Origin of the sequence: Rubrivivax sp. JA1026 (assembly GCF_011065555.1) — a bacterium.
In the GTDB taxonomy this organism is placed as follows: Bacteria; Pseudomonadota; Gammaproteobacteria; order Burkholderiales; family Burkholderiaceae_C; genus Rubrivivax; species Rubrivivax benzoatilyticus.
On record NZ_JAALCQ010000003.1, the window covers coordinates 190,790 to 209,618 of the forward strand.

Annotated in this window: 20 protein-coding genes; 10 read left to right on the top strand and 10 right to left on the bottom strand. The window is 73.5% G+C overall.

Going from position 1 to position 18,829, the window contains the following annotated elements; translation table 11 throughout:
* Positions 1-205 precede the first annotated feature (205 nt).
* The 3 genes from G5B56_RS07350 to G5B56_RS07360 are packed head-to-tail and all read right to left on the bottom strand — an operon-like array spanning position 206 to position 2,719.
* A complete protein-coding gene (locus G5B56_RS07350; RefSeq protein ID WP_009858574.1) occupies positions 206-1,000 on the bottom strand; it encodes a molybdopterin-binding protein in 795 nt (264 codons plus the stop codon).
* Positions 997-1,860, bottom strand: a complete 864-nt coding sequence (locus G5B56_RS07355) for an EI24 domain-containing protein (protein WP_009858573.1) — start codon at positions 1,858-1,860, stop codon at positions 997-999. The genes G5B56_RS07350 and G5B56_RS07355 overlap by 4 nt, the downstream gene beginning before the upstream one ends.
* Positions 1,861-1,903: 43 nt before the next feature.
* Positions 1,904-2,719 carry a TIGR00266 family protein gene (locus tag G5B56_RS07360; protein WP_029718753.1) on the bottom strand — a complete coding sequence of 272 codons (816 nt, stop codon included), beginning with the start codon at positions 2,717-2,719 and terminating at the stop codon, positions 1,904-1,906.
* 142 nt (positions 2,720-2,861) lie between these two features.
* On the opposite strand from G5B56_RS07360, the gene crcB reads away from it, so the two are divergent.
* Positions 2,862-3,233, top strand: a complete 372-nt coding sequence (gene crcB, locus G5B56_RS07365) for a fluoride efflux transporter CrcB (protein WP_009858571.1) — start codon at positions 2,862-2,864, stop codon at positions 3,231-3,233.
* Positions 3,234-3,249: 16 nt separating this feature from the next.
* On the opposite strand, the gene gshA is transcribed toward crcB, so the two are convergent.
* A complete protein-coding gene (gene gshA / locus G5B56_RS07370) occupies positions 3,250-4,761 on the bottom strand; it encodes a glutamate--cysteine ligase (RefSeq protein ID WP_029718755.1) in 1,512 nt (503 codons plus the stop codon).
* A 122-nt stretch (positions 4,762-4,883) separates the two neighbouring features.
* Positions 4,884-5,336: a type II 3-dehydroquinate dehydratase gene (gene aroQ / locus G5B56_RS07375; protein ID WP_009858569.1), complete on the bottom strand. Its 453-nt coding sequence runs from the start codon at positions 5,334-5,336 to the stop codon at positions 4,884-4,886.
* Between the two features lie 48 nt (positions 5,337-5,384).
* On the opposite strand from aroQ, the gene G5B56_RS07380 reads away from it, so the two are divergent.
* Positions 5,385-5,909, top strand: a complete 525-nt coding sequence (locus G5B56_RS07380; protein ID WP_009858568.1) for a hypothetical protein — start codon at positions 5,385-5,387, stop codon at positions 5,907-5,909.
* 72 nt (positions 5,910-5,981) lie between these two features.
* Complete coding sequence (locus G5B56_RS07385) at positions 5,982-7,208, top strand: MFS transporter (protein WP_164962779.1); 1,227 nt, start codon at positions 5,982-5,984, stop codon at positions 7,206-7,208.
* Positions 7,209-7,211: 3 nt separating this feature from the next.
* Here the strand turns inward: G5B56_RS07385 and G5B56_RS07390 are convergent, their stop codons facing one another.
* Both G5B56_RS07390 and rsgA read right to left on the bottom strand, forming a co-directional pair.
* Positions 7,212-8,450 (bottom strand): alpha/beta hydrolase, encoded by a 1,239-nt coding sequence (locus G5B56_RS07390; protein WP_164962780.1) that lies wholly within the window; start codon positions 8,448-8,450, stop codon positions 7,212-7,214.
* A 62-nt stretch (positions 8,451-8,512) separates the two neighbouring features.
* Positions 8,513-9,592, bottom strand: coding sequence for a ribosome small subunit-dependent GTPase A (gene rsgA / locus G5B56_RS07395; protein ID WP_164962781.1), 1,080 nt, complete (start codon positions 9,590-9,592; stop codon positions 8,513-8,515).
* Between the two features lie 341 nt (positions 9,593-9,933).
* Here rsgA and G5B56_RS07400 point away from each other — a divergent pair, with 341 nt between their 5' ends.
* The gene (locus G5B56_RS07400) at positions 9,934-10,566 is read left to right on the top strand and encodes a pseudouridine synthase (RefSeq protein WP_009858564.1); all 633 of its coding nucleotides are present in this window, start codon (positions 9,934-9,936) and stop codon (positions 10,564-10,566) included.
* Between the two features lie 11 nt (positions 10,567-10,577).
* On the top strand, positions 10,578-11,150 hold the full coding sequence (locus tag G5B56_RS07405; protein ID WP_164962782.1) for a flavin reductase family protein: 573 nt from the start codon (positions 10,578-10,580) through the stop codon (positions 11,148-11,150).
* Here the strand turns inward: G5B56_RS07405 and G5B56_RS07410 are convergent.
* Positions 11,110-11,826, bottom strand: a complete 717-nt coding sequence (locus G5B56_RS07410) for a hypothetical protein (RefSeq protein ID WP_164962783.1) — start codon at positions 11,824-11,826, stop codon at positions 11,110-11,112. The two genes, G5B56_RS07405 and G5B56_RS07410, sit on opposite strands and share 41 nt — an antisense overlap.
* A 13-nt stretch (positions 11,827-11,839) precedes the next feature.
* Here G5B56_RS07410 and G5B56_RS07415 point away from each other — a divergent pair, with 13 nt between their 5' ends.
* Together G5B56_RS07415 and G5B56_RS07420 are read left to right on the top strand one after the other, a co-directional pair.
* The gene (locus G5B56_RS07415; RefSeq protein ID WP_164962890.1) at positions 11,840-12,589 is read left to right on the top strand and encodes an SDR family NAD(P)-dependent oxidoreductase; all 750 of its coding nucleotides are present in this window, start codon (positions 11,840-11,842) and stop codon (positions 12,587-12,589) included.
* A gap of 139 nt (positions 12,590-12,728) precedes the next feature.
* Entirely contained in the window at positions 12,729-13,205 is a 477-nt protein-coding gene (locus G5B56_RS07420) for a cupin domain-containing protein (protein ID WP_164962784.1), read from the top strand.
* Here G5B56_RS07420 and G5B56_RS07425 read toward each other — a convergent pair whose 3' ends face one another.
* Positions 13,206-14,270, bottom strand: a complete 1,065-nt coding sequence (locus G5B56_RS07425) for a 6-phosphofructokinase (RefSeq protein WP_009858559.1) — start codon at positions 14,268-14,270, stop codon at positions 13,206-13,208. It lies immediately after the preceding gene.
* Positions 14,271-14,277: 7 nt separating this feature from the next.
* Positions 14,278-15,765 carry a S10 family peptidase gene (locus G5B56_RS07430; protein ID WP_164962785.1) on the bottom strand — a complete coding sequence of 496 codons (1,488 nt, stop codon included), beginning with the start codon at positions 15,763-15,765 and terminating at the stop codon, positions 14,278-14,280.
* A 257-nt stretch (positions 15,766-16,022) separates the two neighbouring features.
* Here G5B56_RS07430 and G5B56_RS07435 point away from each other — a divergent pair, with 257 nt between their 5' ends.
* From G5B56_RS07435 to G5B56_RS07445, 3 genes are all read left to right on the top strand, one after another.
* Complete coding sequence (locus tag G5B56_RS07435; protein ID WP_009858557.1) at positions 16,023-16,256, top strand: hypothetical protein; 234 nt, start codon at positions 16,023-16,025, stop codon at positions 16,254-16,256.
* 64 nt (positions 16,257-16,320) lie between these two features.
* Positions 16,321-17,475 carry a lipopolysaccharide assembly protein LapB gene (locus tag G5B56_RS07440; RefSeq protein ID WP_164962786.1) on the top strand — a complete coding sequence of 385 codons (1,155 nt, stop codon included), beginning with the start codon at positions 16,321-16,323 and terminating at the stop codon, positions 17,473-17,475.
* Positions 17,476-17,570: 95 nt separating this feature from the next.
* Entirely contained in the window at positions 17,571-18,785 is a 1,215-nt protein-coding gene (locus tag G5B56_RS07445) for a Coenzyme F420 hydrogenase/dehydrogenase, beta subunit C-terminal domain (protein ID WP_009858555.1), read from the top strand.
* Positions 18,786-18,829: the final 44 nt, after the last annotated feature.

Consider the following 18,829-nt stretch of genomic DNA (forward strand, 5'->3'; position numbering starts at 1 on the left):
GGCTCGTGGAAAGGGTTTGGTCTGATCGGGGCGACCTCTCGGTACTTACCCCGAAAGGCGCGCACCAATGTAGCAGAAGGTGTGCCAGCCACCAGGGGGCCGGCGCAGGCCTGAAGCAGGCCGAGGGGCGCGCCACGACGGGGTCACCGACGGTGCACCGCCACGGAATCGCCGAGCGCACCACCAAGGTGCACACCTTGGTGCATCAACGCACCATTTCGTCGCCAAGGCGTGCACCATGGGCCACGGCGCCGGCGCGCAGGGCCTCGAAGGCGGCGTCGACGATCTCGCCGCGGCCCTTGACGCCCAGCTCGATGTGGCGCCCGTGCAGAGGGTGGTCGACGCTCGGCAGGCTGAAGACCTTGACCGGCGCGAAGCGGGTCTCGATCTCTTCCATCAGCGGCGTCAGCGTCGACTCCATCGACCCGAAGACGAGCACCGAACGCTCGCGCAGCGCCACATCCTGGTGCAGATGGGCATAACGCCCGTCGAGCACCGACTCGACCATCGGCCAGGCCATCACCGGGAAGCCGGGCACGAAGTGCACGTGGCCGACCGAGAAGCCGGGAATCTTGTTGTACGGATTGGGAATGATCGCCGCACCGGCCGGGAACACGCCCATGTTCAGCCGGCGGGCGTTGTCGGGGCGGTCGGGCTCGTAGGGCTCACCCTGCTCGGCGGCCATCTCGCGGATGCGCGCGAGGATCAGGTCGCGCGCGTCGGGGTGCAGCGACAGCGGCACGCCGAGCGCGTCGGCGGCGGCCTGGCGCGTGTGGTCGTCGGGCGTCGCGCCGATGCCGCCGAACGAGAACACCAGGTCGCCGCTGGCGAAAGCCTGGGCCAGCGTCTCGCTGATGCGCGCGCGGTCGTCGCCGACGTAGCGCGCCCAGGCGAGCGCCAGGCCGCGTGCGGCCAGCATCTCGATCAGCCTGGCCAGGTGCTGGTCGCGGCGTTTTCCCGAGAGGATCTCGTCGCCGATGATGACGGTGCCGATGTTCATGGCGGTGGCAGCGGGGCGGGGTTGACGGGCACCGGCGGCTCGGCCACCGGCAGGTCGAGGGCGGCGGACTCGCGCCGCAGCCGGTCCAGCGCGTCGAGCGCGAAGTGCGCGAACCAGGCCGATGCGAACGCGAACACCAGCGTGTACAGCCAGACCGAGGCGACGATCAGCACCGGCGCCAGGATCAGCGTCGCGGCGCTGACCGCCCACAGCAGCGTTGGCGCCGCGCCGAGGTAGCCGCAGACGACGCCGATGGCCAGCAGCGGCCAGCGCTGCCCGGCCATGATGCGGCGGCGCTCGTCGGCGTCGGCGTGCGCGGCCAGCACGTCGAAGGTGTAGACGCGGTAGGTCAGCCAGCCCCAGATCAGCGGCGGCAGCACCAGCGCCAGCGGCGGCAGCAGCCACAGCGGCAGGCTCGCCAGCAGCGCGACGACGGCGACCAGCGTCGCCCACAGCGACCAGCCCAGCCCCTGCCACCAGCGCCCGCCGCGGCGGCGCTCCAGCGCCGGGAAACGCCGCGCCGCGACCAGGTCGACGATCGCCGGCGTCACCAGCAGTGCCACCAGCAGCAGCGTGACGACGATCAGCGCCGGCACCGCCAGCGCGACGACGACCAGCGGCGCCACCAGCGCATGCAGGCCCTGGCCGCCCATCGAGTCCAGCCAGCTCAGCGCCGCCGACACCAGTGCCCACTGCTCCAGCGTCGCACGCACCGCGTCGACCGCCGGCTCCCAGAACGCCCAGCCGGCGAACCCGGCGGCGCCGCCGGCGATCAGCAGCGGCAGCAGCGACCAGAGGATGACGCGCGGATGCAGGCAGTAGGCTGCCGCCCGCCAGAAGGCGTCGAGCAGCCGCGTCATCGGGCGGCCCGGGAGTCGGTGGACGGGCGCGGCTGCACGGCGTTTACTCCTCGTCGCCGCCGAAGATGCCGCCGAGCACGCCGCCGGCGGCGGCGAACGGCAGCACCGAGCCTTCCTCGCGCGAGCCGCCGCGCTGGGGCGCCGCGGCGAAGATGCGCGAGGCCAGGCGCGAGAACGGCAGGCTCTGCAGCCAGACCGTGCCCGGGCCGGTCATCTTGGCCAGGAACAGGCCTTCGCCGCCGAACAGCGCGGTCTTGATCTTGCCGACGTACTGGATCTCGAAGTCCACGCCCGGCGTGTAGGCGACGACGCAGCCGGTGTCGACGAGCAGCGTCTGGCCGGCCTGCAGCTCGCGGCGAACCACGGTGCCGCCGGCGTGCACGAAGGCCAGGCCGTCACCGTCCAGGCGCTGCATGATGAAGCCCTCGCCGCCGAAGAAGCCGGTCGACAGCTTCTGCTGCAGCGCGATGCCCAGCGACACGCCGCGCGCGGCGCAGAGGAAGGCGTCCTTCTGGCAGATCAGCGTGCCGCCCATCTTGGACAGGTCCATCGGCAGGATCTTGCCCGGGTAGGGCGCGGCGAACGCCACCCGCTGCTTGCCGGCGCCCTGGTTGGTGTAGACGGTGGTGAACAGCGACTCGCCGGTGACCAGGCGCTTGCCCGCCGACAGCAGCTTGCCGAACAGCCCGCCGCCGGCGTTCTGGCGGCCGTCGCCGAACACCGTGTCCATCGTGATGCCGGCATCCATGAACATCATGCTGCCCGCTTCGCCGACCGCCGCTTCGCCGGGATCGAGCTCGATCTCGACGAACTGCATCTCCGAGCCCTTGATCTCGAAGTCGACGACGTCCATTGCCATGGTGGATTCCTCTCGGGAACGATAAGAGTTGATTCGGCGGCGATGGTACCGAAGCGCCTGCGGCGGCAGCTTGACGCCCCCGGGCACGCCGATAATGCGCCGCCATGTCCGCGCCCGCCCTGCCTCGCCGATGATCGGCTCGATGCTCTCGATCGCGCTCGGCGCCGCGCTCGGCGCGCTGCTGCGCTGGTGGCTGGGGCTGGCGCTCAACGGCCTGTTCCCGACGCTGCCGCCGGGCACGCTGGCGGCCAACCTGCTGGGCGGCTACCTGATCGGCGTGGCGCTGGCGCTGTTCGCGCACCACGTCACGCTGCCGCCGGAGTGGCGGCTGTTCGCGATCACCGGCTTCCTCGGCGGGCTGACGACCTTCTCGACCTTCTCGGCCGAGGTCGTCGTGCTGCTGCAGCAGGGTCGGCTGGCCTGGGCCGGCGCGACGGTGGCGGTGCACGTCATCGGCTCGGTGCTGATGACGCTGGGCGGCTTCGCCACCTACGAGGCGCTGCGCCGCGCCTGAGCGCGCGGCCGGCGCTTCAGCCGCCGACGGTCAGCCGCCCGGGCGACAGGTAGTCGACGCGGTAGTCCTCGAAGGACAGCGTGTCGGCGGCCTCGATGCGGCGCTGCTCCTCCAGCGACGCCAGGGCCTCGGCGCGGAACGCGGCCTCGGTCTCGGCGGCGAACGGCAGCGCCCGCAGCGCGCCCTTGGCCTGCTCGGACTGGGCGAGCACGAAGTCGCAGAACGAACCGCCGAAGTCCGAACGCGCGGCGGCGAGCACCCGCGCCGACGGCGTCGTCTGCAGCCAGCGCAGGCGCTCGTCGGCCTGGGCGACGGCGCGCGCGTAGGCGTCGCCGCCGAGCACCGCGTCGACCTGCTGCGCCAGCGGCAGGCAGCCGGCGACGATCTCGGCGGCCCAGTCGGCCAGCGCCACCGAGCGGCCGCCGCGCTCCAGCCGCAGCCCGGGCTGGCGGCCGGCGGTGGCCACCAGGTTCTGGTTGCGCTTGAGCTCGGCGATCTCGGCCGGCGTGTCCTCGGGGCTGGCGCTGGTCAGGCAGTGCAGCAGGAAGACGTCGATGAAGCGCATCGTCGGCGCGCCGATGCCCAGCGGCTCGAACGGGTCGAGGTCCATGCAGCGCACCTCGACGTACTCGACGCCGCGCGCGCGCAGCGCGTGCAGCGGGCGCTCGCCCGCCTGGATCGTGCGCTTGGGGCGGATCGTGCCGTAGAACTCGTTCTCGATCTGCAGCAGCGTCGTCGACAGCTGGTTGTACTCGCCGCCGGGGTTGCGCACGCCGACCGCCTCGTAGGCCGGGTACGGCCGCGTCAGCGCCTCGTGCAGCGACGCGGCGTAACTCTCCAGGCTGTTGTAGCTGGCCGAGATCGAGGCCTGGGCGTCGCTCTGGTAGCCCAGCCGCCCCATGCGCAGCGAGGTCGCGTGCGGCAGGTGCAGCGAGCCCGGGCCCAGCGGCTCGAGGCCGTGCTCGCGGCCCTCGACGAAACACGCGCCCAGCGCCGGCGAGGCGCCGAACAGCAGCAGCAGCAGGAAGGAGTGGCGGCGGAAGTTGCGGATCAGCGCGAAGTAGTCGTCGTCGTCCAGCCCGGGCAGCGACCAGTTGTAGTGGATGCCGGAGATGGTCTGCATGCGCCGGCCGTAGCGGTGGCCCAGGCCCATGCGGTAGACGCTCTTGGCACGGCCGACGTTGGACGAGCCGTAGCGGCCGATCGGGATGTTCTCGTCGGCCGGCAGCCGGCACGGCATGCTGGCGACCCAGAGCACGTCGTCGCCGATCTCGCGGTAGACGAACTGGTGCACGCGGCGCAGTTCGTCGAGGCAGTCCTCGACGCCGGCGTGCACGCCGGTGATCAGCTCCAGCTGCGACTCGCTGAAGTCGGTGGTGATGTGCGGATGCGTCAGCGCCGAACCCAGCGCTTGCGGGTGCGGCGTCATCGCCAGCGCGCCGTGGCGGTCGGCGCGCAGGCTTTCCTTCTCGATGCCGCGGCGCATGCCACGCAGGCGCTCGGGCGTCAGGGAAATCGGTCGGGACATGGGCGGGCCGGTCTTCTTGCGGAAACGGATTGTCGGCCAAGGACATCATCCCTGCTGGCCGGGGGCGCCCATGGCCGCCGGGGACGGCGGGCGGGCGACGGCGGAAATGGCGGCGCGGGGCGTCAGCCGCGGCGCTGGCGCACCAGGCCTTCGATCGCGAGGCGGTAGCCGTCGACGCCGAAGCCGACGACGATGCCGGCGGCCGCCGGCGAGACGTAGCTGTGGTGGCGGAAGGCCTCGCGGGCGTGCACGTTCGAGATGTGGACCTCGATCACCGGCAGCTCCGCGCCCTTGATCGCGTCGAACAGCGCCACCGAGGTGTGGGTGTAGGCGCCCGGGTTGAACACCACGCCGAGCAGCGCGCCGGCCTTCACCGCGCGGCCGGCCTCGTGCAGCGCGTCGATCAGCACGCCCTCGTGGTTGCTCTGGCGGCACTCGACCTCGACACCCAGCCGCGCGCCAGCGTCGCGGCACAGCGCCTCGACGTCGGCCAGCGTCGTGCGGCCGTAGACCTCCGGCTCGCGCTGGCCGAGCAGGTTCAGGTTCGGGCCGTTGAGGACGAGGATCTTGGGCATGACGCGATCCTAACCTCAGGCCGGCCCGATCCTTGCCTGTGCCCGCGCATGACGCCCGCCCCCGCCCCGCCTGCCGTCGCCACGCTGCCCTGCGTGCTCGACGTCGAGGCCTCGGGCTTCGGCCGCGCCAGCTACCCGATCGAGGTCGGCTACGTGCTGCCCGACGGCCGCGCGCGCTGCACGCTGATCCGCCCGGCCGCCGGCTGGACGCACTGGGACGAACGCGCCGCCGGCGTGCACGGCATCGCGCGCGAGACGCTGGAGCGCTGCGGCCGCCCGGCGGCCGAGGTCGCGGCGATGCTCAACGTCGACCTCGCCGGCCGCACCGTCTACTGCGACGGCTGGGCGCACGACTACGCCTGGCTGGGCGCGCTGTTCGAGGAGGCCGGCGTGCCGCCGTCGTTCCGGCTGGAAACCGTGGCCCGGCTGCTCGACGAGGCCACGCTGGCCCGCCTCGGCGACACGCGACGCGGCGTCGTCGGCGAGCTCGGCCTGCAGCGGCACCGGGCAAGCAGCGACGCGCGCGCGCTGCAGCTCGCGCTCGGACGCCTGGGCGCCGTGCCGGCGGACTGATGGCGGACTGACGGCGGGCCGCCGGTGCTATGGTCCTGCGCCGCGCCGCCCTTCCCCTGCCGTCTGACTGTCTTGAGCCCCGCCTCCGAATCGCTGCTCGCCCACCGCGGCTTCATCCTGTTCTGGTTCGCGCGCCTGGCCGGCACTGCGGCCGCGCAGATGGCCATGGTCGCGGTCGGCTGGCAGATGTACGACCTGACCGGCTCGGCCTGGGACCTGGGGCTCGTCGGCCTGCTGCAGTTCGCCCCGGCGATGCTGCTGGCGCTGCCGGCCGGCCAGCTGATCGACCGCTGGCACCGCGCGCGCATCGTCGCCGCCTGCCTGGGCACCTCGGCCGCCGTCGCGGCGCTGCTGTGGGCGGCCAGCGCCGGGGGCTGGGCGAACCGCGAGCTGCTGCTGGCGATCTCGGTCGCGCTCGGCGCAGTGCGCGCCTTCCAGATGCCGGCGCAGCAGGCGCTGACGCCGTCGCTGGTGCCGCAGGCGATGCTGCCGCGCGCGCTGGCCTTCTCGTCGGCCGGCATGCAGGCGGCGATCATCGCCGGGCCGGCGATCGGCGGCGTGGTCTACGTCGCCGGGGCGGCCGCGGTCTACGCCGCCTGCGCTGCGCTGTTCGGCCTGGGCACGGCGCTGGCGCTGGCGGTGCGCTACGAACACGCGCCGCCGCCGGCCGCGCCGGTGACGCGCGAGACGCTGCTCGCCGGCGTGCGTTTCGTCTGGCAGAAGAAGCCGGTGCTGGGCGCGATCTCGCTGGACCTGTTCGCGGTGCTGCTGGGCGGGGCGACGGCGCTGCTGCCGATGTTCGCCAAGGACATCCTGCACGTCGGCCCCTGGGGGCTGGGGCTGCTGCGCAGCGCGCCGGCGGTCGGCGCGCTGGCGATGTCCATCCTGCTGACACGCTGGCCGGTGCGCCGGCGCACCGGGCGTGTGCTGCTCGGCGCGGTGGCGGTCTACGGCGTCGCGCAGCTCGTCTTCGGGCTGTCGAGCTCGTTCACGCTGTCGATGCTGGCGCTGGGCGTGGGCGGTGCCGCCGACATGGTCAGCGTCGTCATCCGCCAGACCCTGGTGCAGCTGGAGACGCCCGACGAGATGCGCGGGCGCGTCAGCGCCGTCAACTCGATCTTCATCGGCGCGTCCAACCAGTTGGGCGAGTTCGAGTCGGGCGCGACGGCGGCGCTGCTCGGGCCGGTGGGCTCGGTGGTGCTGGGCGGTGTCGGCACGCTGCTCGTCGCCGCGGCCTGGTTCAGGCTGTTCCCGGCGCTGGCCGATCGTGACGAACTCGTGGCCGCGCCGGCCCGCTGAAGCTCAGGCCAGCCAGCCGCACAGCGCCTCGCTGACCTCGGCGCGGTCCAGCAGGTCCCAGTGGCCGGCCTGGGTGACGAGGCGCTTGCGGCTCGCCGGCACAGCCAGCGCCAGCGCCGGGTCGCGGTGCTCGCCCCAGGCGCTGGCCACCGTCACCAGCCCGTCGCCGACCAGCGCGTGGCGCAGACCGCGCGGCTGGGCGACCGTCGTCGCCGCCACCAGGTAGACCGGCACGCCGGCGGGCAGCGGCGTCGGCACGCGGTGGTCGCGGGCCGGGCCGTCGGGGCCGTGGCCGCACCAGTCCTCGTCGCGCACGTGGCCCCAGCGCAGGTCGTTGATGCCGGCGCTGCGCACGCCCAGCAGGCGCGCGAACGGCGCCAGATACGGGCTGGCGCCGAGCACCGAGTCGACCAGATGCCCGGCGCGTTCGAGCAGCGCGCCGTGGTGCGGCGTGCCCAGGCAGGCCAGCGCCTGCAGCCGCGAGCGCCAGACCAGGCCGTGCTGCTCGGCGTGCACGATCGCGCTGCGTGCGACCAGCCCGCCCATGCTGTGGCCGACGATCACCAGCCGCGACAGCGGCACCGGCCAGTCGCGCACCAGGCGCTCCAGCAGCGCCGAGAAACGTGCGCCGTTGTGCGAGACGTGCAGGCCGGTGTTGTAGTGCAGGGCCAGCACCGGGCAGCCCAGCGCCCGCGCCAGCGCCCAGCCGTGGTGGTGGCCCTGGCGCTGCCACTGCAGGTCGTTCATGCACAGCCCGTGCACCAGCACGACGACGCGGTCGCCGGCGTCGGGAAAGGCCGCCGCCAGCGCGTCGCGGCCCGGCGCCAGGCGGTGGCCGGCGTGGCGCAGGCTCATCGGGATTGCCAGCGGGTTGCCGGAGGCGGCGAGGTGGTCGCCCCACAAGCCGTTGACCGCCGCCAGCACCGCTTCGCGCGAGGCCGCGGTGGCCTCGGGCGGCTCGGCCTCCAGGCGCTTGAGCACGCCGTCGACGCCGCGGCCGACGAGGCGCATGCCGCCGCGCACGTTGCGGTAGACGAAGCCGGTGAGCCCGCGAGTGCCGTCCTCGTGCGGCACGCCCAGCGGCGCGCGCCGCGCCAGGATCGTGCCGTGCAGCTGCTCGGCGATCCCGGCGACGCCGATGCCGGCATCGACACCCAGCTGCACCAGCCCGCGCAGGTCGGCGAGCGTCAGCGCCGGGCGATGCGGCGTGTGCAGCACGGCGATGCTGCCGGCTTCGGACATGGGCGGCTCCGGGCGGTGGTGACGGCCCACTGTGCGCCCGGTGCCGCCCCGGTGCAAGGCGATCAGCCGCGTTTGGCACGGATGTTCGCCCGGCCGATGCGGCTGCGCGCCTTCCACTGCGCGACCTGCTCGCGCCGCTGCAGCGCGCTCATCGAGTCGCGCTGTGCCTCGCGCACCAGCTTGCCGAAGCTCTTCAGCCGCTCGGGTGCGACCGTGCCGCGCACCGCGCAGCCGGGTTCGCCCTCGTGGCGGCAGTCGCGGAAGCGGCACTGCGCGGCCAGCGCCGTGATGTCGTCGAAGGCGCCGGCGACGTCGCCCGCGTCGCCGTCCAGGCGCAGCGAACGCAGCCCCGGCGTGTCGACGATGCAGGCGCCGCCGGGCAGCGGGTGCAGCGTGCGCACCGTCGTCGTGTGGCGGCCGCGGCCGTCGCCGCGGCGCGTGCCGCCGGTCGCGGCCACGGCCTCGCCGCACAAGGCGTTGGCCAGCGTGCTCTTGCCGGCGCCGCTGGAGCCCAGCAGCACCAGCGTCTGCCCCGGCGCGAGCCAGGGCGCGAGCGGCGCGGCGACGTCGTCGTGCAGCGAGTCCAGCGCCAGCACCTCGACGCCGGCCGGCACCAGCGTGCGCGCGTCGCGCAGCCGCCGGGCCAGGTCGACGCAGAGGTCGGCCTTGCTCAGCACGACCACGGCGCCGACACCGGCCAGGCGCACCAGCGCGAGGTAACGCTCCAGCCGGCGCAGGTTGAAGTCGTGGTCCAGGCCCATGACCAGCAGCGCGGTGTCGACGTTGCTCGCCAGCACCACACGCTCGACCTTCTCGCGGCCGTCGTGCAGTCGGCGCGCGAGCTGCGTGCGCGGCGGCACGCGTGCGTCGACCCACCATTCGCCGAAGGTGTTGCGTTCGGCACGCACCCAGTCGCCGACGGCCAGCGCGTCGGCGTCGGCGGCCAGCGCCTGCAGCAGCGCCGGGCGGGCGCGTGCCGGCGCGGTGGCCTCGCCGTCGTGCAGCACGAGGCCGTCGCGGTGCACCTCGGCGACGCGCATCAGCGCGGCATCACCTTCGGGCAGCGGAAACGGCAGGGAGGAAAGAAGCTGCGGCGTCAGGCCGATGGCCTGCAGCCGCTCGTACGGGGAAACAAGAGACATGATGAACTGAAGTCCCGTGGCGCGGCCGGCGGCCGCGCGTGACCGGTCCGCCGGCGCATGAGGCCGGGCGGGGCTCGATGGGGAGGGCCTGTCGGCGCGCCGGGGGCCGGCGGGCGGAGGACTTCAGCAGCCCGGCGTGGCCGGGCGGGAGATCCGGAACTCGCGCGTCAGCGCGCGGCGCGGCGAAGGCCGTGAACGGCAAGGTCCCGATGTTCCATGGCAGCCTCCTGTGTGGCGAGTGGATGGCAGCCGCGCACTGTGCGCCGCGCGATCTGGAGGCGTCAACCCAGGCGCCCCCGGCTGCGGCGTGCACGCCACGGCGCTCGTTATGCTCGCGGCCGATGTTGCCACCCGACTGCCTGTACGCCGACGAGCATTGCCTGGTGCTGGCCAAACCCGCCGGGCTGCTGGCCGTGCCCGGGCGCGGCCCCGACAAGCAGGACTGCCTGGTCGCACGCGCCCAGGCCTGCTGGCCCGACGCGCTGACCGTGCACCGGCTGGACATGGCGACCTCGGGGCTGATGGTCTACGGCCGCGGCGCGGCGGCGCAGCGCACGCTGTCGATCGCGTTCGCCGAGCGCCGCGTCGACAAACGTTACGTCGCCGTCGTCGCCGGGCTGATCGCCGAGGACACCGGCGAGGTCGACGCGCCGCTGATCTGCGACTGGCCCAACCGGCCACGGCAGAAGGTCTGCCACGAGCACGGCAAACCTTCGCTGACCCGCTGGCGCGTGCTGGCACGCGACCGCGCGGCCGGGCGCACGCGGGTCGAACTCGAGCCCGTCACCGGGCGCTCGCACCAGCTGCGCCTGCACCTGGCGACGATCGGCCACCCGATGCTCGGCGACGACCTCTACGCACCGCCCGAACTCGCGGCCGCGGCGCCGCGGTTGCTGCTGCACGCCGAGCGCCTGGCCTTCCCGCATCCCGTCACCGGCGAACGCCTCGCCTTCGAGCGCGCGGCCGACTTCTGAAGCCCGAGACGATGAGACAAGACGTCGATCTGAAACACGCCTACCGCTTGCTGAACCACGGCCCGACGGTGCTCGTCAGCGCGGCCCACGGCGGACGGCGCAACGTGATGGCCGCGGCCTGGGCGATGCCGCTGGACTTCGACCCGCCCAAGGTCGCCGTCGTGCTCGACAAGAGCACGTTCACGCGCACGCTGCTCGACGCCGCCGGCGAGTTCGCGCTCAGCATCCCCTGCGTCGCGCTGGCCGACACCACGCTGACGGTGGGCAACACCAGCGGCCACGACGGTGTCGACAAGTTCGAGCGTCATGGCCTGGGCGCCTTCGCCGGCCGCGCGACCGGCGCGCCGCTGGTCGAAGGCTGCGTCGGCTGGCTCGAATGCCGGCTGCTGCGCGAGCCGCACCTCGAGCAGACCTACGACCTGTTCCTCGCCGAGGTCGTCGCGGCGCAGGCCGATGCACGCGTGTTCCGCGCCGGGCGCTGGGAGTTCGCGCCCGAGCACGAGGCCCTGCGCACGATCCACCACGTCGCCGGCGGCGCGTTCTTCAGCGTGGGGCCGATGCTGCAGGCGAAGCCGCTGCCTTGAGCGGCGCCCGCAGCCGGCGCTCGAAGTCGGCCGGCGCGACGACCTGCAGCAGCTCGCGGCCTTCGGCGTCGACGGCGATCGCCAGGCCCCGCGCCGGGTACAGCCAGTGCTCGAGCCGGCCGCCCGGGGCGATGATCTCGTCGGGCTCGCCGAAACGCTGGCGCAGCGTCTGCGCATCGAGGTTGGCCGCCGGGATGAAGCTCAGGCCGACCAGCGGCGCGGCGCCCAGCGCCAGGCGCTCGCTGGCGCGCAGCGGGTAGCGCCACAGCGTGCCGCCGGCGGGTTGACGCTCGGCGGCGGTCTGCTGCAGGCGCAGCAGCTCGGCGTCGTCCAGCGCCGTGGCCAGCAGCAGCCGGCCGCCGACACCGCCGCTGTCGAAACGCTCGACATAACCTTCCAGCGCCCCGGGCTGGCCGGTTTCGGCCATCACCGCGAGCTGCAGGCCTTCGCCCCAGCGGCGCTCGGCGTCGGCCAGCGTGCTGCCGGGCAGCTGCAGGCCGAAAGCGGAAACGCTGTCGCCGCGGGCGGCGATGCTCCACGGCGCCTCGGGCGCGGACACCGGCGCCGTGCTGCTGCCGCGCAGCACCTGCCAGAACGCGGGCACGAAGGCGATGACGAGAACGACGACGCCGGCCAGCAGCGCGACGAGGAACGGGCTTTTCAGGACACGATTCATGGGCGGCGCCAGTATGCTCGAAGCGATGAAGACCTCCCTCACCCTCGTCACCGGTGGCTCGCGCGGGCTGGGCCTGGCGCTGGTGCAGCAGCTGCTCGAACGCGGCGACCGCGTGCTGACGCTGGCCCGGCGGGCGCCGCCGCTCGAACACCCGGCGCTGATCGCCTGGACCGTCGACCTCGCCGACCCGGCACCGGCCGCACGCCGGCTGTCGGCCTGGCTCGACGCGCAGGACCCGGGCGTGCTCGCCTCGGTGACGCTGGTCAACAACGCCGGCGTGATCTCCGAGCTGGCGGCGCTGGGCGAGGTCGGCGCGGCCGACCTGTCCAACGCGCTGCGTGTCGGCCTGGAGGCGCCGATGCTGCTGGCCTCGGCCTTCCTGCGCAGCACCGCGGCCTGGAACGTGCCACGCAAGCTGCTGTTCGTGTCCTCGGGCCTGGGCCGCCGCGCAATGGCCGGCAGCGCCTCGTACTGCGCCGCCAAGGCCGGCATGGACCACCTGGCGCGCGCGATCGCGCTCGAAGAGGCGGCACGGCCCAACGGCGCGCGGGTCGTGTCGCTGGCGCCAGGTGTCATCGACACCGACATGCAGGTGCAGCTGCGCAGCGCCGACCCGACACGCTTCACCGACCGCGGACGTTTCGTCGGCCTGCACGAAGGCGGCATGCTCGAAACCCCGGAGACCGCCGCCGCCAAGCTGCTGCGCTACCTGGAGCGCGCCGACTTCGGCCAGCAGCCGGTGGCCGACGTGAGGGATGCATGAGCGCTCAGGACTTGTCCGGCGCTCATTCCCGCGTGGCGGGACCGGCCGCCAGGCCGAAGGGTGCCCCAATGAGCGCTCAGGACTTGTCCGTCGCTCAGTCCCGCGTGGCGGGACCGGCCGCAGGCCGAAGGGTGCTCCAGTGAGCGATCTGCCGGAACGCGCCCAGGCGCTGATCGACCAGCTGAAGCTGCAGCCGCACCCCGAGGGCGGCCACTACGCCGAGCTCTACCGCTCGCAGCAGACCGTCGCCACGGCGCGCGGCGAGCGCCGCGGCCTGACGACGATCGACTTCCTGCTCGTGCACGGCGAACACTCGGCCTGGCACCGCGTGCGCTCCTGCGAGGTCTGGCACCTGCTGGAAGGCGGGCCGCTGACGCTGTGGCTGCTGTCGCCGGACCTGCAGACGCTCGAACACGTCGTGCTCGACACCAACCGCCGGCGCCACGTCGTGCCGGCCGACTGGTGGCAGACCGCCGAGCCGGTGGGCGACTACGCCTATTGCGGCGCGACGGTCGGCCCGGGTTTCGAGTTCCAGGACTTCGACTTCGGCCGCGACGACGCGGCGCTGCGTTCGGCGGTCGGGCGCCTGGCGCCCGACCTGCACCGGCTGCTGTAGTTACTGCTCGCCGAGCGAGACGCCGATGCCGCGTGCGGCGCGCACGAGCTCGTGGTCGCGCGGCACGAGGCGGTTCTTGCCGGCCACCTCGGAGATCGGCACGCTGACGACGGCGTCGCCCTGCAGCGCGACCATGCGGCCGTACTGCCCGGCCTCGACGAGCTGCGCCGCGTGGTAGCCGAAACGCGTGGCCAGCACGCGGTCGAACGGCGTCGGCGAACCGCCGCGCTGGATGTGGCCCAGCAGCGTCGTGCGCACCTCGCAGTCGACCCGCGGCTCCAGCTGCTGCTGCAGCCAGTTGCCGACGCCGCCCAGGCGCAGCGGGTCAGGGCTGTCGGCGATCGTGCGCTGCACGGTCAGCCCGCCGCCTTCGGGCGCGGCGCCTTCGGCGATCGAGATGATCGTCGACAGCCCGTGTGCGGCACGCTCGCGGCAGCGCTGGGCCACGGCCTCGACGCTGAACGGGATCTCGGGGATCAGGATGACCTCGGCGCCGCCGGCCATGCCGCCTTCGAGCGCGATCCAGCCGGCGTAGCGGCCCATCGTCTCGGCGATCATCACCCGGCCGTGGCTGCGGCCGGTGGTCGCCAGGCGGTCCAGCGCCTCGGCGACGACGGCCACCGCGCTGTCGAAGCCGAAGGTGCGTTCGGTGCAGAACAGGTCGTTGTCGATGGTCTTGGGCACGCCGACGACCGGCAGCCCCAGCGCCTCGAACTTGTGCGCGATGGCCATCGTGCCGTCGCCGCCGATGGCCACCAGCGCGTCCAGGCCGAGCTCGCGCACGTAGTCCATCGCCTGGGCGGAGCAGTCCGCCCCGCCGGCACCGAAGTAGTGGAACGGGTCGCACTTGTTGTGCGTGCCGAGGATCGTGCCGCCTTCGGCCAGGATGCCGGCGACGGCGGCGGTGTCCAGCGGCCGCGACGAACGTGTCAGCAGGCCGAGGAAACCGCGTTCGATGCCGGTGACCCGGGCACCGCACTCGTTGATCAGCGACAGCGTCACCGCGCGGATGACGGCGTTGAGGCCGGGGCAGTCGCCCCCGCCGGTCAGGATTCCGATGTGCATGAGTCGATCATCCAAGCCAGTGGGCGATGTCGGACTTGAGTTTGGTCAAGTCCTCTTCCCGGGTGTACATCATGTGCCCGGCATCGTAGTAGTGATGCTGGATGCGTGCCAGCACCTCGGGCGGCGCGTCGAGCTGGGCCAGCGACCAGTCGCTGGCGCTGTACGGCGTGCCCAGGTCGTAGCGGCCGCTGGCGACGAAGACCTTGAGCTGCGGGTTGCGGCGCAGCGCACGCGCGAGGTCGCGGCTGGTGCTGGCGTAGGCGTTGCCCTGGGCCTCGCCGCGGTTCCAGTTCCAGGCCAGGTGGGCCTCGTGCGACAGGGTCTCGTAACGCTGCTCGGTCGTCAGGCCGAGCTCGCCGAAATAGGCCATCGCGGCCATCGTGTACGGCGCGGCGATGGCCTCGATGCCGGGGTCGAACTCCCAGTCGCGCGTGCGGCGCGCGGCCATCGGGCCGGTCACGCGGGCGTCGAGCCGGCCGACCTGGCGGCCCTGGGCGCGCATCGCCTCGAAGAAGTAGTCCTGGTCGGCGATGCGCAGGTTCTTCTCCTCGACCAGCGCGCGCGGCAGGCCGGTGAGTTCGGCGACGCGGCGGGCGACGGCGGCGCGGCGCTTGTCCGACAGCCGCGCGCCGGCCAGCAGCGCGGCGGCGTAGTCCTCGTCGACGAAGGCTTCGGCCGCGGCCTGCGCCGCTTCGCGCGACGCGCCCAGCGGCCCCTTCAGCAGGCCGTGGTACTGCGAAACGACGGCATAGGCCGGCAGGAACAGCGTGTACGGCAGGTCGTTGCCCGGGTCGAAGGACAGGCTCTGCAGGTCCATCGCGCAGGACACCAGCACCAGCCCGGCGAGTGCGACGCCGCCGTCCAGCAGCTTGTCGGCCAGCGCCGCACCGCGTGTCGTGCCGTAGCTCTCGCCGGCCAGGTAGACCGGCGAACCCCAGCGGCGGTGCCGCGTCAGCCAGGTGCGCACGACCTCGGCCAGGGCCTTCACGTCGCCGTCGACCGACAGCAGCTTCTTGCGTGCGGCTTCGCTGGCGGTCGTCGACCAGCCGGTGTGCGGCGGGTCGACGAAGACCAGGTCGAAGTGCTCGAACCAGCTCAGCGGGTTGTCGCTGACGGTGTAGGGCGCCGCCGGCATGCTGCCGTCGGACGGCACGACCAGCCGCTTCGGCCCCAGCGCGCCCAGGTGCAGCCAGATCGACGCCGAACCCGGCCCGCCGTTGAAGGCGAAACACACCGGGCGGGAGCCGGCGGCGGCGCCCTGCAGCTGGTAGGCGGTGGTCATCACCGCGGCCTGCGGTTCGGCCAGCGCGCCGTCGAAACCTTCGCCGGCCACCGGGATGAACTCGGCGCTGACGGCGTAGTCCAGGCGCCGGTCGGCCAGCGCCAGCGTGCCGGCCGCACGCACCGGCGGGCGGGCGAGCAGCTGTTCGACACGCTCGCGGTGGCGGCGGTCGGAGGTCTTGTCGGGGTCGGGAGGAGTCGGGGTGTCGGCCATGGGATTCGTGATCGTTCTCGGCGGATGCCGCGGCGGCTGGCCGGCGGCGGCCGCAGCTTAACGCGCCGTCCGGCGGCGACGCTGTGGAGTCCGGACAACGTCCAGGCCCACGGAAACCGCGGAAAGTTCACCAGACGGAATTGGAGAGCCGACTCCAGCGATTGCCGGCCCGGCGGGCAGGCCGCGGCGCTATCGTGCAGGCGGCGCCCGACCGGTGCCGTGCGTCGAACGAACAGCCCACGAGGCGGGAGTGTGCGATGAATGCCGAAACCCAAGGCTCCGGGAGCTCGCTGGAGCTGGTCGACGTCATCGACCTCAAATGGCTGTTCGCCAACGAAGGCGTGTTCCTGCACGTCGAACGCCTGCAGCACGACGCCGACTACGCGCGCGGCCTGCTCGACCGCGCGGCAGCCTCCGCCAATCCCGAGCTGCGGGCCGCCGCGGCCCGCCTGAACGGCCAGATCGAGGCCGGCGACCCCGCGGCCGCGTGAACACGCGCCGGCCGACGGCGGCGTAGGATCACCGCGGCCGCGCTGCCGCGGCGGGAGCGTCACGATGCGCCCTACCCTCGCCCTGCTCCTCCTGGCCTGCACCGCCGTCGTCGGCTGCACGACGGTCGATGCGCTGCCGGCGCGCACGCCGCTGCCGACCCGCGACGCCGCCTTCGCGCCGCCGGCGCGCCTGCCCGACGCGGCCGCGGTGCTGGCCGTCGACGACGCGATGCGGGCCCACCTCGACGGCGCCGGGCTGCGCCACAGCGAGGACCCGCGCCGGGCGCTGGTCGAGCTGCTGTACAGCCGCCGCTCGCTGGCGCTGGACTACGAAGGGGTGACACGCACCGCCGCCGAGACCTTCGCGGCGCGCTCGGGCAACTGCCTGTCGCTGGTGGCGATGACCGCGGCCTTCGCGCGCGAGGCCGGCCTGCCGGTGCAGTTCCGCAGCGTCGCCGTCGACGAGAGCTGGAACCGCAGCGGCGACCTGCTGACCCTCAACGGCCACGTCAACGTGTCGCTGGGCTGGCCGGCCACCGCCGCGGGCCAGGTGCTGCGCAGCACCGACAGCGCGCTCGTCGTCGACTTCCTGCCCGGCGAGCAGGTCGCGGGCCTGCGCTGGCGCAGCATCTCCCAGGCCACCGTGCTGGCGATGTTCATGAACAACCGCGCCGCCGAGGCGCTGGCCGAAGGCCGGCTCGACGACGCCTACTGGCACGCCCGCGAGGCGCTGAACCAGGACCCGCACTTCTCGGCCGGCCACAACACGCTGGCCGTGGTCTACCGCCGCCGCGGCCTGGCCGACGCCGCGGAGTCGGTCTGGCGCACGCTGCTCGAGCGCGAACCGGCCAACCGCAGCGCGCTGGCCAACCTCGCGCAGCTGCTCGGGCAGCAGGGCCGCAAAACCGAGGCCGGCGCGCTGCAGGCGCGGCTGCAGGCGCTCGAGGAAGCGCCGCCGTTCCGCTGGTTCGACGCCGGCATCGAGGCCCTGCGCCGCGGCGACCTCGAAGGCGCCCGAGAGCTGTTCGCACGCGAGGTGGCGCGCGACGCCGGCTACCACGAGTTCCACTACTGGCTCGCGCGCACCGAGTTGCTGCTGGGCCGCCAGCGCCAGGCGCTGCGGCACCTCGAGGTCGCGCGCGAGACCAGTCCGACGCCGCAGGCGCAGGCGCTGTACGCGGCCAAGATCGAGCACCTGCGGGCCGAGCGCTCACGGTGACGGTGCCCGCCGCTGCGGGGGGTCTGCGTCAGGTCGGGTCGGCCGGGCCCGGCTTGGGCGATGATCGGGCGGTCCCGCGAACGAGCGCCCCTGCCTTGAAGTCCCCCATCCCCCACGACGCCGCCCCCACCCGCACGCTGTGCACCGACTGCGGCGTCTCGCGCAGCGCCGATCCGCGCCGCTGCGGCCGCGCCTGCCAGTTCATCCAGCCCGACTACGCCGCGATGGAGACCCGCGTGCACGGCCGTCCGCGCGACCCGGCGCGGGCCGACGAGCGGTACTTCGGCCCGTTCCGCCGCATGTGGCGCGCGGCGCTGAAGCGCCCGTCCGAGGGCGCGCAATGGACCGGCATCACGACGCGGCTGGCCGAGCGCCTGCTGGAGACCGGCGCCGTCGACGCCGTGCTGACGATGGCCCCCGACCCCGAGGACCGCTGGCGCCCGGTGCCCACGCTGGTGACGAAACCCGGCGACCTGGCGCGCTGCCGCGGCATGCGCATGGGCTACGCGCCGCTGCTGTCGCTGCTGGAGCCGGCGGTGGCCGCCGGCCACAAGCGGCTGGCGGTGATCGGCATCCCGTGCCAGGTCTACGCCTTGCGGGCGCTGGAGCAGGAGCTGGGGCTGGAGCAGCTCTACGTCATCGGCACGCCGTGTTCGGACAACACGACGACCGAGAACTTCCACCGTTTCCTCGGCCTGCTGACGCCGAAGCCGGAGTCGATCACCTACCTCGAGTTCCGCGCCGACTACCACGTCGAGATCCGCTTCGACGACGGCCGCCAGCGCCGCGTGCCCTTCCTGCAGCTGCCGCTGTCGCAGCTGCCGACCGACTTCTTCCCGCTGACCTGCCGCACCTGCGTCGACTACAGCAACGTGCTGGCCGACATCACCGTCGGCTACATGGGCGGCGAAGGCGAGCAGTGGCTGCTCGTGCGCAACGAACGCGGCGAGAAGATCCTCGGCCTGCTCGGCGACGAGGTGACGCTGGCCGAACCCGGCAGCGCCGGCAAGCGCGAAGGCCCGGTCAAGGGTTTCCTCGCCAACACCGAACGCGCCGCCGGCGGCCTGCCGCTGCGCCGCATGCCGGCCTGGCTGCGGCCCATCGTCGGCTGGCTGATGCCCAAGGTCGGCCCGCGCGGGCTGGAATTCGCACGCGCGCGGCTGGAGATGAAGGCCGTCGAGACCGTGCTGCACCTGCGCCGCGAGCAGCCGGCGAAGATGAAGAACATGGTGCCGCCGCACGTCTGGGAGCTGGTGCAGCCCTACGGCCTGACGCCGGCGCCGGGCGAGCGCAACGAAGTGCGCCGCTGATCCTTCGAAGAGGGGGTTCCGGGCGGACGATCCCCCTAGAATCC

Bases quoted from the DNA above. Each gene is read 5' to 3' on its own strand.
- G5B56_RS07350 (WP_009858574.1), bottom strand. From the start codon at position 1,000: ATGAACATCGGCACCGTCATCATCGGCGACGAGATCCTCTCGGGAAAA.
- G5B56_RS07355 (WP_009858573.1), bottom strand. From the start codon at position 1,860: ATGACGCGGCTGCTCGACGCCTTCTGGCGGGCGGCAGCCTACTGCCTG.
- G5B56_RS07360 (WP_029718753.1), bottom strand. From the start codon at position 2,719: ATGGCAATGGACGTCGTCGACTTCGAGATCAAGGGCTCGGAGATGCAG.
- crcB (WP_009858571.1), top strand. From the start codon at position 2,862: ATGCTCTCGATCGCGCTCGGCGCCGCGCTCGGCGCGCTGCTGCGCTGG.
- gshA (WP_029718755.1), bottom strand. From the start codon at position 4,761: ATGTCCCGACCGATTTCCCTGACGCCCGAGCGCCTGCGTGGCATGCGC.
- aroQ (WP_009858569.1), bottom strand. From the start codon at position 5,336: ATGCCCAAGATCCTCGTCCTCAACGGCCCGAACCTGAACCTGCTCGGC.
- G5B56_RS07380 (WP_009858568.1), top strand. From the start codon at position 5,385: ATGACGCCCGCCCCCGCCCCGCCTGCCGTCGCCACGCTGCCCTGCGTG.
- G5B56_RS07390 (WP_164962780.1), bottom strand. From the start codon at position 8,450: ATGTCCGAAGCCGGCAGCATCGCCGTGCTGCACACGCCGCATCGCCCG.
- rsgA (WP_164962781.1), bottom strand. From the start codon at position 9,592: ATGTCTCTTGTTTCCCCGTACGAGCGGCTGCAGGCCATCGGCCTGACG.
- G5B56_RS07400 (WP_009858564.1), top strand. From the start codon at position 9,934: ATGTTGCCACCCGACTGCCTGTACGCCGACGAGCATTGCCTGGTGCTG.
- G5B56_RS07405 (WP_164962782.1), top strand. From the start codon at position 10,578: ATGAGACAAGACGTCGATCTGAAACACGCCTACCGCTTGCTGAACCAC.
- G5B56_RS07410 (WP_164962783.1), bottom strand. From the start codon at position 11,826: ATGAATCGTGTCCTGAAAAGCCCGTTCCTCGTCGCGCTGCTGGCCGGC.
- G5B56_RS07415 (WP_164962890.1), top strand. From the start codon at position 11,840: ATGCTCGAAGCGATGAAGACCTCCCTCACCCTCGTCACCGGTGGCTCG.
- G5B56_RS07425 (WP_009858559.1), bottom strand. From the start codon at position 14,270: ATGCACATCGGAATCCTGACCGGCGGGGGCGACTGCCCCGGCCTCAAC.
- G5B56_RS07430 (WP_164962785.1), bottom strand. From the start codon at position 15,765: ATGGCCGACACCCCGACTCCTCCCGACCCCGACAAGACCTCCGACCGC.
- G5B56_RS07435 (WP_009858557.1), top strand. From the start codon at position 16,023: ATGAATGCCGAAACCCAAGGCTCCGGGAGCTCGCTGGAGCTGGTCGAC.
- G5B56_RS07440 (WP_164962786.1), top strand. From the start codon at position 16,321: ATGCGCCCTACCCTCGCCCTGCTCCTCCTGGCCTGCACCGCCGTCGTC.